Below are 15474 nucleotides of genomic sequence, written 5' to 3' on the forward strand. Positions count from 1 at the left end.
GCAGCAGTCAGCGTGGTCTTGCCATGGTCGACGTGACCAATGGTACCGACGTTGACGTGCGGTTTGTTACGTTCGAATTTTTCCTTAGCCACGACAGTAAACCTCTTACTTAAAGGGCTGAATCAACCTTGTTTTTTGACGAGCGTCTCGACGATGTTCGCCGGAGCCTCAGCGTATTTGGAGAATTCCATGGAGTAGCTCGCGCGACCCTGAGACATGGAACGAACGTCGGTTGCGTAACCGAACATCTCTCCGAGCGGAACCTCAGCACGGATAACCTTGCCGGAGACCGAATCTTCCATACCCTGGATCAGACCGCGACGACGGTTCAGGTCACCCATCACGTCGCCCATGTAGTCCTCAGGGGTCACCACCTCGACCTTCATGATCGGCTCAAGCACCTTGCCGCCGCCCTTCTGGGCCAACTGCTTGGTCGCCATGGAGGCCGCGACCTTGAACGCCATCTCGTTGGAGTCGACGTCGTGGTAGGAACCATCGAACACGGTCGCCTTCAGGCCGATCAGCGGATAGCCGGCGACAACGCCGTTCTTCATCTGCTCTTCGATACCCTTCTGGATCGCCGGGATGTATTCCTTCGGAACTACCCCCCCGACAACTTCGTTGGTAAACACCAGACCTTCGGTGATGTTGCCCTTCTCGTCCACGTCCGGAGTCGAGAAGCGAATCCAGCAATGACCGAACTGACCACGACCACCAGACTGACGAACGAACTTGCCTTCAATCTCGACGTTGTCCTTGGTGATGGTTTCACGGTAGGAAACCTGAGGCTTACCGATGTTCGCATCGACGTTGAACTCGCGACGCATCCGATCCACGAGAATGTCGAGGTGAAGCTCACCCATGCCCGAGATAATGGTCTGACCGGTCTCTTCGTCGGTCTGAACCCGGAAGGACGGATCTTCCTGAGCGAGCTTGCCCAGAGCGATGCCCATTTTTTCCTGGTCAGCCTTGGTCTTCGGCTCGACGGCGACCGAGATAACCGGCTCCGGGAAGTCCATGCGCTCGAGAATGATCGGCTTGTCGATCGAGCAGAGAGTGTCACCCGTGGTGACATCCTTCATGCCGATCAGGGCAGCGATGTCACCGGCACGGCACTCCTTGATCTCTTCGCGCTGGTTGGCGTGCATCTGCACCATCCGACCCACACGCTCCTTCTTACCCTTAACCGAGTTAATCACCGAGTCACCAGACGCGAGAACACCGGAGTAAACACGGGTAAAAGTCAGAGTACCGACGAACGGATCGGTCGCAATCTTGAACGCCAGCGCGGAGAACGGCTCGTCATCGCTTGCGTGACGCTCGTCTACCTGCTCTTCGTTGTCCGGATTGACACCCTGAATGGCCGGAATCTCGGTCGGCGCTGGCAGGTAGTCAATGACCGCGTCCAACACCAGCGGCACGCCCTTGTTCTTGAAGGACGAACCACAGACCGCAGGAACGATTTCGCAGGCAATGGTCCGCTGACGCAAACCGGCCTTGATCTCGTCGACGGACAACTCGCCGCCCTCGAGATACTTGTTCATCAGCTCCTCATTGGCCTCGGCCGCAGCCTCGATCAAGTTGGAACGATACTCTTCGGCCAGATCCATCAGCTCCGCAGGAATCTCTTCCTCACGGTAGCTGGTGCCCTTGTCATCTTCGTTCCAGTAGATGGCCTTCATCTTGATCAGATCAATCTGACCTTGGAAGTTCTCTTCGGAGCCGATTGCAAGCTGAACCGGAACCGGAGTGTGACCCAGGCGCTGCTTGATCTGCCCAACGACGCGCAGGAAGTTGGCACCCTGACGGTCCATCTTGTTCACGTAGACGATGCGCGGAACACCATACTTGTTGGCCTGACGCCACACGGTCTCCGACTGCGGCTCGACACCGGAGGTGCCACAGAACACAACGACGGCACCGTCGAGAACACGCAGCGAGCGCTCTACCTCAATGGTGAAGTCAACGTGCCCTGGAGTATCGATGACGTTGACGCGATAGTTGTCGTATTGACCGCGCGAGCCCTGCCAGAAGGTCGTTACAGCAGCAGAGGTAATGGTGATACCACGCTCTTGCTCCTGAACCATCCAGTCGGTGGTCGCGGCGCCATCGTGCACTTCACCCATCTTGTGGCTGAGGCCGGTATAAAACAGAATCCGCTCGGTAGTAGTGGTCTTGCCCGCGTCGACGTGGGCACAGATACCGATATTACGGTAGCGGTTGATCGGGGTAGTACGGGCCACAATAAGGTCCTCGTAGAATTTCGCCTAGATTAGAAGCGGTAGTGCGAGAAGGCCTTGTTGGCTTCAGCCATACGATGCACATCTTCGCGCTTCTTCACGGCAGCGCCTTTACCTTCAAAAGCATCCAGCAGCTCGCCAGCAAGGCGCAGAGCCATGGACTTCTCGCCGCGCTTACGCGCAGCATCCACCAGCCAACGCATGGCCAGCGCATTACGACGGGACGGACGAACTTCGACCGGAACCTGGTAAGTCGCACCACCTACACGGCGGGACTTCACTTCGACCAGCGGAGCGATGGCGTCGAGTGCTTTTTCGAAGATTTCCAGGGGGTCGCCATTCTTGCGCTCTTTGACCTTGTCCAGAGCACCATAAACGATACGCTCGGCAACGGCTTTTTTGCCGCTCTCCATCACGTGGTTCATGAACTTGGCCAGGATCAGACTTCCGTACTTCGGATCGTCTAGGATCTCGCGCTTGGCCGCTACACGACGTCTTGGCATTGATAAGCCCTCAAAACGGTCTTCAGGTTAGCTCGGAACGGTGACAATCAAGCCACGCCCGACCTTACTCTTATCGACTCAAATAAATAGAAATAACGCTTACTTCGGACGCTTGGCGCCGTACTTGGAACGACCCTGCTTACGGTCTTTCACGCCGGAGGTATCCAGCGAGCCGCGCACGGTGTGGTAACGCACACCCGGAAGGTCTTTTACACGACCACCACGGATCAGCACTACGCTGTGCTCTTGCAGGTTGTGGCCTTCACCGCCGATGTACGAGGCGACTTCATAGCCATTGGTCAGGCGAACACGGCACACTTTACGCAGCGCAGAGTTCGGTTTCTTCGGCGTGGTGGTGTACACACGGGTGCACACGCCACGACGTTGCGGGCAGTTTTGCAGCGCAGGGACGTCGCTTTTCTCGACGACCCGCTTACGCGGCTGACGTACCAGCTGGTTGATAGTTGCCATCTACTAGCTCCACTGTTGTCTTTCGACACAAACGAAAAATGGCAGGGCACAAAGCCCCGCCAAATTAGGGGTACGAGAGTCTAAAGAGCTTCTCGCCCACCGTCAAGGCAAGCCCCGGCTGCCAGCCGGGGCCCAGCACTTTCAGTTACCGCTGGAGTTCAGCGCCTCGGTCAGAGCCGCTTCGACCTCATCGGCGCTCACACGAACCGGCTTCTCCGCATCACGCTTGCGCTTGCGCTCGCTGTGATAGGCCAGACCGGTACCGGCCGGGATCAGACGACCCACGACCACGTTTTCCTTCAGGCCGCGCAGGTAGTCGCGCTTGCCGGTAACGGCCGCCTCGGTCAGTACGCGCGTGGTTTCCTGGAAGGACGCAGCGGAAATGAACGATTCGGTCGACAGCGAAGCCTTGGTGATACCCAGCAGGACGCGCACGTACTTGGCGACGAACTTGTCCTCTTCGCTCAGACGCTCGTTTTCTTCCAGCACCTGAGTCAACTCCATCTGGTCACCCTTGATGAAGCTGGAATCGCCCGACTCGGTGATCTCAACCTTGCGCAGCATCTGACGCAGAATGGTCTCGATGTGCTTGTCGTTGATCTTCACACCCTGTAGGCGGTACACGTCCTGGATCTCGTTGACGATGTACTTGGCCAGCGCGCTAACACCCAGCAGACGCAGAATGTCGTGCGGGTTGCTCGGACCATCGGAGATGACTTCACCCTTGTTCACCTGCTCGCCTTCGAAGACGTTGAGGTGACGCCACTTCGGAATAAGCTCCTCGTAAGGATCGCTGCCGTCTGTAGGCGTGATGACCAGGCGCCGCTTGCCCTTGGTTTCCTTGCCGAACGAAATCGTACCGCTGATTTCCGCCAGGATGGACGGTTCCTTCGGACGACGTGCTTCGAACAGGTCGGCAACACGCGGCAGACCACCGGTGATATCGCGGGTCTTGGAGGTTTCCTGCGGGATACGCGCAATGACGTCACCCACGCTCACCTCGGCACCATCGGCGACCCCAACCAATGCGTTGGCCGGCAGGAAGTACTGCGCCGGCACATCGGTGCCCGGCAACAGCAGATCTTTACCGCTGGCATCGACCAGCTTCACTGCGGGACGAATGTCCTTGCCCGCTGCCGGACGATCCTTCGGATCCATCACCTCAATGTTGGTCAGACCGGTCAGTTCGTCGGTCTGGCGCTTGATAGTGATGTTCTCCTCCATACCCACGAAGGTCACGATACCCTTCATTTCGGTCACGATCGGGTGAGTGTGCGGATCCCACTTGGCGACCACTGCGCCCGCCTCGACCTTGTCGCCTTCCTTGATGGAGATCACCGCACCATAAGGCAACTTGTAGCGCTCGCGCTCACGACCGAAGTCATCGGCTACCGCCAGCTCGCCGGAGCGGGACACCGCCACCAGCGCTCCATCAGTCCGTTCGACATACTTCAGATTGTGCAAACGAATGGTACCGCCGTTCTTCACCAGCACGTTGTCGACAGCAGAGGTACGGCTCGCCGCACCACCGATGTGGAAGGTACGCATGGTCAGCTGGGTACCAGGCTCACCGATGGACTGTGCAGCGATGACACCGACCGCCTCACCGATATTTACCTGATGTCCGCGAGCCAGATCGCGACCGTAGCACTTGGCGCAGATGCCATAACGGGTTTCGCAGGAGATCGGTGACCGCACGATCACTTCATCGATGCTGTTCAGCTCGATGAAATCGACCCACTGCTCGTCGATCAGCGTACCAGCCGGCACCAGCACCTCATCGGTGCCAGGCTTGAGCACGTCACGCGCGATCACGCGACCGAGGACGCGCTCACCCAGCGGCTCGACCACGTCGCCACCCTCGATGTGCGGCGTCATGTGCAGCCCCTGCTCGGTGCCGCAATCGATCTCGGTAACGACCAGATCCTGGGCCACGTCGACCAGGCGACGGGTCAGGTAACCGGAGTTGGCCGTCTTCAGTGCGGTATCCGCCAGACCCTTACGAGCACCGTGAGTGGAGATGAAGTACTGCAGTACGTTCAGACCCTCACGGAAGTTCGCGGTGATTGGCGTCTCGATGATGGAGCCGTCCGGCTTGGCCATCAGGCCGCGCATACCGGCCAGCTGACGAATCTGAGCCGCGGAACCCCGCGCGCCCGAGTCGGCCATCATGTACATCGAGTTGAACGAGTCCTGCTCGGCTTCCTTCCCTTCGCGGTCGATGACCTTCTCTTTCGAGAGGTTGGCCATCATCGCCTTGGACACTTCGTCGTTGGCCTTGGACCAGAGGTCGATCACCTTGTTGTACTTCTCGCCCTGAGTAACCAGGCCGGAGGCGTACTGGCTTTCGATCTCCTTCACTTCCTCGGTAGCCGCATCGATGATGCGCGCTTTCTCGTCCGGGATAACGAAATCGTTCACCCCGATCGAAACGCCGGAAATTGTCGAATAGGCGAAACCGGTGTACATCAACTGGTCGGCAAAGATGACGGTGTCTTTCAAGCCAACGGTGCGGTAGCACAGGTTGATCAGCTTGGAGATCGCCTTCTTCTTCATCGGCTGGTTGACCACGTCGAACGACAGGCCGGCCGGTACCACTTGGAACAGCAGCGCCCGGCCGACAGTGGTGTCGACGATACGGGTGTTCTTGGTGACGCTGCCGTCGCGATCCTTGATGGTCTCGTTGATGCGTACCTTCACGCGGGCATGCAGCGAGGCTTCTCCCGCGCGGAATACGCGGTCGACTTCCTGCAGGTCGGCGAATACGCGACCTTCGCCCTTAGCATTGATAGCTTCGCGGGTCATGTAGTACAGACCCAGCACCACGTCCTGCGACGGCACGATGATCGGCTCGCCGTTGGCTGGGGACAGGATGTTGTTGGTCGACATCATCAGCGCACGTGCTTCCAGCTGGGCTTCCAGCGTCAGCGGCACGTGCACGGCCATCTGGTCACCATCGAAGTCGGCGTTATACGCAGCGCAGACCAGCGGGTGCAGTTGGATGGCCTTGCCTTCAATGAGTACCGGCTCGAACGCCTGGATACCCAGACGGTGCAGCGTCGGCGCACGGTTGAGCAGCACGGGATGTTCGCGGATGACCTCGGCGAGAACGTCCCACACCTCGGGCAGTTCGCGCTCGACCATCTTCTTGGCCGCCTTGATGGTGGTGGCCATACCACGCATTTCCAGCTTGCCGAAAATGAACGGCTTAAACAGCTCCAGGGCCATCTTCTTCGGCAGACCGCACTGGTGCAGGCGCAGGGTCGGACCGACGGTAATCACGGAACGACCGGAGTAGTCCACACGCTTACCGAGCAGGTTCTGACGGAAACGACCTTGCTTACCTTTGATCATGTCAGCCAGCGACTTCAGCGGACGCTTGTTCGAGCCGGTGATGGCGCGACCGCGACGGCCGTTGTCGAGCAGGGCATCGACCGCTTCCTGCAGCATGCGCTTCTCGTTGCGCACGATGATGTCCGGAGCCGACAGGTCAAGCAGGCGCTTCAGACGGTTGTTACGGTTGATGACGCGGCGATACAGATCGTTCAGATCGGACGTGGCAAAACGGCCGCCATCCAGCGGAACCAGCGGACGAAGGTCCGGCGGCAGTACCGGCAGCACGGTCAGGACCATCCACTCAGGCAGGTTGCCCGAGCCGTGGAACGCTTCCATTAGCTTCAGACGCTTGGACAGCTTCTTGATCTTGGTTTCCGAGTTGGTCTGCGGAATCTCTTCACGCAGACGGCCGATCTCATGCTCCAGATCGATCTGATTCAGCAGCTCGCGTACAGCCTCGGCGCCCATGCGGGCGTCGAAATCATCGCCGAACTCCTCAAGCGCTTCGAAGTACTGCTCGTCATTGAGCAGCTGCCCCTTCTCGAGGGTGGTCATGCCCGGATCAATTACCACGTAGCTCTCGAAATAGAGCACACGCTCGATATCACGCAGGGTCATGTCCAGCAGCAGGCCAATACGGGACGGCAGCGATTTCAGGAACCAGATGTGAGCGACCGGCGAAGCCAGTTCGATATGCGCCATACGCTCGCGACGAACCTTGGCCAGCGCGACCTCAACGCCGCACTTCTCGCAGATAACACCGCGATGCTTGAGGCGCTTGTACTTACCGCACAGGCACTCATAGTCCTTGACCGGGCCAAAGATCTTGGCGCAGAACAGGCCATCGCGCTCCGGCTTGAAGGTACGGTAGTTGATGGTTTCCGGCTTCTTCACTTCACCGAAGGACCAGGAACGGATCATCTCGGGCGACGCCAGGGCAATCTTGATGGCATCGAACTCTTCGATTTGACCCTGGTTTTTCAACAGATTCAGCAAGTCTTTCAAGGCCTTTCCTCCTCACGGACCTGCGGCAACCGGCGCAGACCGGTTGCCGCATAGGCGGTGCGTGGTTATTCGGTTTCCAGATCGATATCGATACCGAGCGAGCGGATCTCTTTGATCAGCACGTTGAAGGACTCCGGCATGCCGGCCTCCATGCGGTGATCGCCATCCACGATGTTCTTGTACATCTTGGTCCGCCCGTTCACGTCGTCCGACTTGACCGTGAGCATTTCCTGCAGGGTGTACGCCGCGCCATAGGCTTCCAGCGCCCAGACCTCCATCTCCCCGAAGCGCTGACCACCGAACTGCGCCTTACCACCCAGCGGCTGCTGAGTGACCAGGCTGTACGAGCCAGTCGAGCGCGCGTGCATCTTATCGTCGACCAAGTGGTTCAGTTTGAGCATGTACATGTAACCGACCGTGGTACGACGCTCGAAGGCATTGCCGGTGCGGCCGTCGAACAGCTGCATCTGGCCGCTTTCGGGCAGGTCCGCCAACTTCAACATGGCCTTGATCTCGCGCTCCTTGGCACCGTCGAACACCGGAGTGGCCATCGGTACGCCCTTGCGCAGGTTGTTCGCCAGATCCAGCACTTCCTGATCGCTCAGCTCGTCCAGGCTCTCCTGACGACCGCCGATCTCGTTGTAGATCTCGTGCAGGAACTTGCGCAGCTCAGCAACCTTGCGCTGCTCTTCCAGCATCAGGTTGATCTTCTCCCCCAAGCCCTTGGCCGCCAGGCCGAGGTGGGTTTCGAGAATCTGACCGACGTTCATACGCGACGGTACACCCAGCGGGTTGAGCACGATGTCGACCGGCGTGCCGTTCGCGTCGTGCGGCATGTCTTCTACCGGCATGATCACCGAGACGACACCCTTGTTACCGTGACGACCAGCCATCTTGTCGCCCGGCTGGATGCGGCGCTTGATCGCCAGGTAGACCTTGACGATCTTCAGTACGCCCGGAGCCAGATCGTCGCCCTGCTGCAGCTTGCGCTTCTTGTCTTCGAACTTGTCGTCGAGCAACTGACGGCGGTCGGACAGGTAGGCCTGGGCCTTTTCCAACTGCTCGTTCAGCGCATCTTCTGCCATGCGCAGCTTGAACCACTGGCCGTGCTCCAGCCCGTCGAGAATCTCATCGGTGATCACTACGCCCTTCTTCAGCCCAGCACCACCCTCGGCAGTCGCACCAACCAGCGCCGAGCGCAGGCGCTCGAAGGTGGCGCCTTCGACGATGCGGAACTCCTCGTTGAGGTCCTTGCGGATCTCGTCGAGCTGCATCTTCTCGATGGCCAGCGCACGGGAGTCACGCTCGACGCCATCACGGATGAACACCTGAACGTCGATAACGGTACCTTTGGTGCCGGTCGGCACACGCAGCGAGGTGTCCTTCACATCGGACGCCTTCTCACCGAAGATCGCGCGCAGCAGCTTCTCTTCCGGAGTCAGCTGAGTCTCGCCTTTCGGCGTCACCTTACCTACCAGGATATCGCCCGGACCAACTTCGGCACCGACGTAGACAATGCCCGCCTCGTCCAGCTTGTTCAGCGCAGCCTCACCCACATTCGGGATGTCCGCGGTGATTTCCTCTGGGCCGAGCTTGGTGTCGCGCGACACGCAGGTCAGCTCCTGGATATGGATAGTGGTGAAACGATCTTCCTGAACCACACGCTCCGACAGGAGGATCGAGTCTTCGAAGTTGTAGCCGTTCCAAGGCATGAACGCGACGCGCATGTTCTGCCCGAGCGCCAGCTCACCCATATCGGTGGACGGACCATCGGCCATGATGTCGCCACGCTCCACCACGTCACCCTTGCGCACCAGCGGACGCTGGTTGATACAAGTGTTCTGGTTGGAACGGGTGTACTTGGTCAGGTTATAGATGTCGACACCTGCTTCGCCGGTCTCGACTTCGTTATCGTGCACGCGCACGACCACACGACTGGCGTCGACCGAGTCGATCACGCCGCCACGACGCGCCACGACGCAGACGCCGGAATCGCGCGCGACGTTGCGCTCCATGCCGGTACCCACCAGCGGCTTGTCCGAACGCAAGGTCGGCACGGCCTGACGCTGCATGTTGGAACCCATCAGTGCGCGGTTGGCGTCGTCGTGCTCGAGGAACGGAATCAGCGAGGCAGCGACGGAAACGACCTGCTTCGGCGAAACGTCCATCAACGTTACGTCTTCCGGCGCCTTGACAGTGAATTCGTTCAGGTGGCGTACGGCAACCAGCTCATCGACCAGCTTGCGGCCTTCCAGCTTGGCACTGGCCTGGGCGATGACGTGGTCTGCCTCTTCGATCGCCGAGAGGAACACGATCTCATCGGTGACTTCGCCCTCCTTGACCACGCGGTACGGACTTTCCAGGAAGCCATACTGGTTAGTGCGGGCATAGGCAGCCAGGGAGTTGATCAGACCGATGTTCGGACCTTCAGGGGTTTCGATCGGGCAGACACGACCATAATGAGTCGGGTGCACGTCACGCACCTCGAAGCCGGCACGCTCACGGGTCAGACCGCCCGGGCCGAGCGCGGAAACGCGGCGCTTGTGGGTGATCTCCGAAAGCGGGTTGTTCTGGTCCATGAACTGCGAGAGCTGGCTGGAACCGAAGAACTCTTTCACCGCCGCCGCGACCGGCTTGGCGTTAATCAGATCCTGCGGCATCAGGCCTTCGCTTTCGGCCATCGACAGACGTTCTTTAACGGCGCGCTCGACACGGACCAGACCAACGCGGAACTGGTTCTCGGCCATCTCGCCAACGCAACGAACACGACGGTTACCCAGGTGGTCGATGTCGTCGACGATGCCCTTGCCGTTACGGATATCAACCAGGGTCTTGAGGACTGCGACGATGTCTTCGCGGCTGAGAACGCCCGAACCCTCGATCTCGGTGCGACCGATGCGACGATTGAACTTCATCCGACCCACTGCGGACAGGTCGTAGCGCTCCGAAGCGAAGAACAGATTGTTGAACAACGTCTCGGCGGCATCCTTGGTTGGCGGCTCGCCAGGACGCATCATACGATAGATTTCGACCAGGGCTTCCAGCTGATTGGTGGTCGAGTCGATCTTCAGCGTATCGGAAATGAACGGGCCGCAGTCGATATCGTTGGTATACAGGGTCTCGAAACGAACGACCTGCGCCTTGACGATCTTCGCCATGACGTCGACGGTCAGTTCGGTGTTGCACTCGGCGATGATCTCGCCGGTGGCCGGATGCACGATGGCCTTGGCAACGGTACGCCCCAAGACGTAGTCCATCGGCATCTCGAGCTCTTTGATACCGGACTTGTCGAGCTGATTGATGTGGCGAGCCGTGATGCGACGACCCTGCTCGACGATGACCTTGCCGTTCTCATCCTTGATGTCGAAGGTGGCGATCTCGCCACGCAGACGCTGCGGCACCAACTCCAACGCAAGGGTCTCACCCTTCACATGGAAGATGTTGGTGTCGTAGAAGGCATCGAGAATTTCTTCGGTGCTGTAGTTCAGAGCACGCAGAAGTACGGACGCGGGCAGCTTGCGGCGACGGTCGATACGGACGAAGACGGCATCCTTCGGATCGAATTCGAAGTCCAGCCAAGAGCCGCGGTAAGGAATGATACGAGCGGAGTACAGCAGCTTACCGGAGCTGTGAGTCTTGCCACGGTCGTGATCGAAGAACACACCCGGCGAGCGATGCAGCTGAGAGACGATGACGCGTTCGGTACCATTAATAATGAAGGTACCGTTCTCGGTCATAAGGGGGATTTCCCCCATGTAGACTTCCTGCTCCTTAATGTCCTTGATGGCCTTGTTCGACGATTCTTTGTCGAAAATGATCAGACGCACCTTGACGCGCAGCGGGACGGCGAAGGTCACACCGCGCAGAACACATTCCTTGACATCAAAAGCCGGCTCACCCAGGCGGTAGCCGACGTATTCCAGCGCTGCATTGCCGGAATAGCTAATAATCGGGAAAACGGATTTGAAGGCTGCATGCAAGCCAATGTCGCGGAACTGATCTTTGGTCGCTCCCGCCTGCAGGAATTCGCGATACGAATCCAGCTGGATGGCCAAAAGATACGGCACGTCCATCACGTGCGGTAACTTGCTAAAGTCCTTGCGGATACGTTTTTTCTCAGTGTATGAGTAAGCCATCAGCGTTCCCCAGCTTGGTCACCTGCTTGTTGGCTTCTCCCGACGGGAGCAGCCAGAAAATCTTGCGAATCCCTTGATTCGCACCACCCGGAGGTGGCTTCCGAAGAAAGGCCAGTGGACTGGCTTTCCATAACGGAAAAAGGCCGGTGGCAAGAGCCACCAGCCGTCAGCCTTTCGCGAGTCGCTCGGGCTGTAGACGCAAGGTCGTCGCTTACTTGAGCTCGACTTTGGCGCCTGCTTCTTCCAGAGCCTTCTTGGCTGCTTCAGCCTCTTCCTTCGAGACGCCTTCCTTGACCACGCCTGGGGCGCCATCAACGACAGCCTTGGCTTCTTTCAGGCCCAGACCGGTCAGTTCGCGAACAGCTTTGATCACGTTGACCTTCTTGTCGCCGGCTTCAGCCAGGACGATGGTGAACTCGGTCTGCTCTTCGGCAGCAGCAGCAGCCGGGCCAGCAGCAGCTACAGTAGCAGCGGCAGCGGTCACGCCGAACTTTTCTTCCATTGCCTTGATCAGTTCAACAACCTGCATCACGGACATTTCGGAAACGGCGTTGATGATGTCTTCGTTGGTCAGAGCCATGACTCTAGTTCCTGTATTAGGTGACGGCCTGCGGCCATCTAATTCAAAAAAGATTGCGAAAGATCTACACGCTTAAGCGGCAGCAGCTTCTTTCTGGTCGCGAACGGCCGCCAGTGTACGAGCCAACTTGCTGGTGGCGCCTTGGATAACGCTCATCAGCTGAGAAATGGCTTCGTCGTAGGTCGGCAGAGTTGCCAGTACGTCGATCTGGTTGGCTGCGAGGAACTGCCCCTCGAACGCAGCGGCCTTGATCTCGAACTTATCCTGACCCTTGGAGAACTCCTTGAAGATGCGAGCAGCAGCGCCCGGATGTTCGTTGGAGAACGCAATCAGGGTCGGGCCTTTGAACACGTCGTTGAGCACTTCGAACTGAGTGCCATCAACAGCGCGGCGCAGCAGGGTATTACGTACAACACGTACGTAAACGCCAGCTTCGCGGGCCTCTTTACGGAGTCCGGTCATGGCCCCCACGGTCACGCCACGGGCATCAGCCACGACAGCGGACAGGGCGGCTTTGGCAGCCTCGTTGACTTCAGCGACGATGGCCTTCTTGTCTTCGAGTTTGATTGCCACGGGTTACACTCCTGGATGTTACCGTTTCATCCGGTCGAAACCGGACTGGATTTGGTGTCTGATTCGGTACGAATCGGGAGCACCTCTGCGTAGGCTTGTGGTTTAAGGCTTTCGCCGCCTACGGTCTTGGATAGCCCCCGCCAGGCAGGGACCCCAATCTTGCAGACGCCCTGAGGGCGTCGTCGCCTTACGCTTCCAGGGAAGCCTGATCAATGACCAGCCCCGGACCCATGGTGGTGCTCAGGGTCACGCGCTTGACGTAAATACCTTTGGAGGTCGACGGCTTCAGACGCTTCAAATCCGAGAGCAGCGCCTCGACGTTCTGCTTCAGCTGACCAGCCTCGAAACCAACTTTACCCACCGAGGTGTGGATGATGCCGTTCTTGTCGGTACGGAAACGCACCTGACCAGCCTTGGCGTTCTTGACTGCAGTAGCGACGTCCGGAGTTACGGTACCTACCTTCGGGTTCGGCATCAGACCGCGCGGGCCGAGAACCTGACCCAGCTGACCGACTACGCGCATCGCATCCGGAGAGGCAATCACGACGTCATAGTTCAGATCGCCGCCTTTCATCTCTGCGGCCAACTCGTCCATACCGACGCGATCAGCACCGGCAGCCAAGGCAGCTTCAGCGCCAGCGCCCTGAGTGAACACTGCGACCCTTACGGTCTTACCGGTTCCATTCGGTAGTACTGTAGCACCACGCACAACCTGGTCGGATTTACGCGGATCCACACCCAGATTGATAGCGATATCGAAGGATTCGGTGAACTTAACCGCTGACAGCTCGGACAGCAATTTGGCAGCATCTTCAAAAGCGTACTGCTTCCCGGCCTCAACTTTTTCAGCCATCGCCTTTTGGCGTTTAGTCAACTTAGCCATTACACACCCTCCACGTTCAGGCCCATGCTGCGAGCAGAGCCGGCGATGGTGCGCACGGCCGCCTCGAGATCCGCGGCTGTCAGATCAGCGTTCTTGGTCTTCGCGATCTCTTCCAGCTGCGCACGAGTCACAGTGCCAACCTTCTGGGTGTTCGGACGCGCCGAACCACTGGAGATCCCTGCAGCCTTCTTCAGCAACACAGCCGCCGGAGTACTCTTGGTTTCAAAGGTGAAGCTGCGATCACTGTATACAGTGATAATCACAGGAGTTGGCAGACCAGGCTCTTGCCCCTGAGTCTTGGCGTTGAACGCCTTGCAGAACTCCATAATGTTCACGCCATGCTGACCCAGTGCCGGACCAACGGGCGGTGACGGGTTAGCCTGACCGGCCTTTACCTGAAGCTTGATATAAGCTTGAATCTTCTTAGCCATAATTACCTCGTTACGGGTGATAACGCCTTGCGGCTCCCCTTGCGACTTGTTTATCCCAGTGACGACAAAACCCCGCAGCCAACAGCTGCGGGGTACGGGACGCTATATCAGCTAGACCTTCTCGACCTGACTGAACTCCAGCTCTACAGGCGTAGAGCGACCAAAAATAAGCACCGCAACCTGAATACGGCTCTTTTCATAGTTCACCTCTTCAACCACACCATTGAAGTCGGCAAACGGACCATCAGCAACCCGCACCACCTCGCCAGGCTCGAATAAGGTCTTCGGCTTAGGCTTATCACTACCGTCGGCAACCCGACGCAAGATGGCCTCAGCTTCTTTATCCGTAATAGGGGCCGGCTTATCCGCCGTACCACCGATAAAACCCATTACCCGAGGGGTATCCTTGACCAAGTGCCAAGTCCCTTCGTTCATCTCCATCTGAACAAGCACGTATCCCGGAAAGAACTTGCGCTCACTCTTACGCTTTTGCCCATTCCGCATCTCGACCACTTCTTCGGTCGGGACCAAAATTTCACCGAAATCATCTTCCATGCCGGCGAGCTTTACACGCTCAATAAGCGAGCGCATGACGTGCTTCTCGTAACCCGAGTAAGCATGCACAACGTACCAACGCTTAGCCACGAGAAATCCTTAACCTACGATCATGGAAACTAACCAACCGAGCAGGGAATCGAGCCCCCACAACAGCAGCGCCATAACCAACACCACAGCCACGACAATTAGAGTGGTCTGCGTGGTTTCCTGGCGAGTCGGCCAAACGACCTTTCGAATCTCGACGCGAGCCTCCTTTAACAAAATAAAGAAGGAACGCCCTTTGGCCGTCTGAAAAGCCACGAAACCAGCAACCACCGCCACAACCAACAACGCCATGACTCGGTACAGGATCGGCTCAGCGGAGTAATATTGATTACCGACAACGGCAACAGCGACCAAAGCAGCCACAACAAGCCACTTCACCAGATCGAAGCGCGTGTCTTTGGCTTCAGCTTTGATATTCATCTGCTAGAACCTTGTAAAGACTGCCAAAATTCGACTTTGAATTTGGCAGGCCAGGAGGGAATCGAACCCCCAACCTGCGGTTTTGGAGACCGCCGCTCTGCCAATTGAGCTACTGGCCTAGAAAGAGTCAGGCCGACTATTATGCCGACCTGCTTCAAACAGATCAATCGTTATTCGACGATCTTGGCAACCACGCCGGCGCCAACGGTACGACCACCTTCGCGAATTGCGAAGCGCAGGCCGTCTTCCATAGCGATCGGCTTGATCAGGGTGACAACCATTTTCACGTTGTC

12 protein-coding genes, 1 tRNA gene and 1 pseudogene are annotated in these 15474 nt (G+C 58.1%); all 14 read right to left on the bottom strand.

Translation table 11 applies throughout. The annotated features are described in order from the left end of the window. Positions 1-92, bottom strand: a 92-nt coding sequence (locus N8H22_RS19895; protein WP_031629039.1) for a GTP-binding protein, incomplete at its 3' end; no start/stop codon positions are given. A 30-nt stretch (positions 93-122) separates the two neighbouring features. Then, a complete protein-coding gene (fusA, locus tag N8H22_RS19900; RefSeq protein ID WP_264592213.1) occupies positions 123-2243 on the bottom strand; it encodes an elongation factor G in 2121 nt (706 codons plus the stop codon). 29 nt (positions 2244-2272) lie between these two features. Then, positions 2273-2743, bottom strand: a complete 471-nt coding sequence (gene rpsG, locus N8H22_RS19905; protein WP_003291415.1) for a 30S ribosomal protein S7 — start codon at positions 2741-2743, stop codon at positions 2273-2275. A gap of 99 nt (positions 2744-2842) precedes the next feature. Then, positions 2843-3214, bottom strand: coding sequence for a 30S ribosomal protein S12 (gene rpsL / locus N8H22_RS19910; RefSeq protein ID WP_003280832.1), 372 nt, complete (start codon positions 3212-3214; stop codon positions 2843-2845). A gap of 141 nt (positions 3215-3355) precedes the next feature. Continuing rightward, positions 3356-7555 carry a DNA-directed RNA polymerase subunit beta' gene (rpoC, locus tag N8H22_RS19915; protein ID WP_264592214.1) on the bottom strand — a complete coding sequence of 1400 codons (4200 nt, stop codon included), beginning with the start codon at positions 7553-7555 and terminating at the stop codon, positions 3356-3358. A 65-nt stretch (positions 7556-7620) separates the two neighbouring features. Then, on the bottom strand, positions 7621-11691 hold the full coding sequence (gene rpoB, locus N8H22_RS19920; RefSeq protein ID WP_264592215.1) for a DNA-directed RNA polymerase subunit beta: 4071 nt from the start codon (positions 11689-11691) through the stop codon (positions 7621-7623). 211 nt (positions 11692-11902) lie between these two features. Beyond that, positions 11903-12271 carry a 50S ribosomal protein L7/L12 gene (gene rplL / locus N8H22_RS19925; protein ID WP_014854236.1) on the bottom strand — a complete coding sequence of 123 codons (369 nt, stop codon included), beginning with the start codon at positions 12269-12271 and terminating at the stop codon, positions 11903-11905. A 72-nt stretch (positions 12272-12343) separates the two neighbouring features. Then, the gene (gene rplJ / locus N8H22_RS19930; RefSeq protein ID WP_003280824.1) at positions 12344-12844 is read right to left on the bottom strand and encodes a 50S ribosomal protein L10; all 501 of its coding nucleotides are present in this window, start codon (positions 12842-12844) and stop codon (positions 12344-12346) included. A gap of 187 nt (positions 12845-13031) precedes the next feature. Then, positions 13032-13727 (bottom strand): 50S ribosomal protein L1, encoded by a 696-nt coding sequence (rplA, locus tag N8H22_RS19935; RefSeq protein WP_264592216.1) that lies wholly within the window; start codon positions 13725-13727, stop codon positions 13032-13034. Continuing rightward, positions 13727-14158 carry a 50S ribosomal protein L11 gene (gene rplK / locus N8H22_RS19940; protein ID WP_264592217.1) on the bottom strand — a complete coding sequence of 144 codons (432 nt, stop codon included), beginning with the start codon at positions 14156-14158 and terminating at the stop codon, positions 13727-13729. The genes rplA and rplK overlap by 1 nt, the downstream gene beginning before the upstream one ends. A 111-nt stretch (positions 14159-14269) precedes the next feature. Next, a complete protein-coding gene (nusG, locus tag N8H22_RS19945; protein WP_264592218.1) occupies positions 14270-14803 on the bottom strand; it encodes a transcription termination/antitermination protein NusG in 534 nt (177 codons plus the stop codon). A gap of 9 nt (positions 14804-14812) precedes the next feature. Then, entirely contained in the window at positions 14813-15181 is a 369-nt protein-coding gene (secE, locus tag N8H22_RS19950) for a preprotein translocase subunit SecE (RefSeq protein ID WP_264592219.1), read from the bottom strand. Positions 15182-15224: 43 nt separating this feature from the next. Continuing rightward, positions 15225-15300, bottom strand: a tRNA-Trp gene (locus N8H22_RS19955). A 51-nt stretch (positions 15301-15351) separates the two neighbouring features. Next, positions 15352-15474 (bottom strand): annotated as a pseudogene (gene tuf / locus N8H22_RS19960) (elongation factor Tu); the annotation flags it as partial.

Origin of the sequence: Stutzerimonas sp. S1 (genome assembly GCF_025966695.1) — a bacterium.
In the GTDB taxonomy this organism is placed as follows: domain Bacteria; phylum Pseudomonadota; class Gammaproteobacteria; order Pseudomonadales; family Pseudomonadaceae; genus Stutzerimonas.